The following is a 308-nucleotide window of genomic DNA, read 5'->3' as shown; positions in this document are numbered from 1 at the left end:
ACCATCTGGCTGGAGGTCTTCAGGCTGAGGACCGCGTTTTTGGCGCCGACGAGATCCCCGGTGGTCAGGGCCAGACGGAGCGCTTCGGTCCGGTGAGGCAGGTGCGCCACGAAGTCCTGGACAAACACGCACAAGACACCCTCGTCGTCGTCCAGCTCGGCACGCAACCTCTCAAGCACCGAACTGTCCAGGAGTGGCAGGCTGTGGCCCTCGTCCTGCATATTGTTGTCCTTCCGCCGGGAGGCCGACCGCTTTAGCCCTTAAGATGCGTGGTTGCGGATCCGCCAACAAGGTCGTCGAGGAGGGCC

The 308-nt window shown here is 63.6% G+C and carries 1 pseudogene; it reads right to left on the bottom strand.

The features are described from left to right. A pseudogene (locus tag AC5RWX_RS34560) lies at positions 1–221 on the bottom strand (Hpt domain-containing protein); the annotation flags it as partial. Positions 222–308: the final 87 nt, after the last annotated feature.

This window comes from Arthrobacter sp. SPT-J7, from assembly GCF_059089965.1.
Note: the sequence above shows the minus strand (reverse complement) of the source record. Positions and strands in the feature narration are given on the sequence as shown.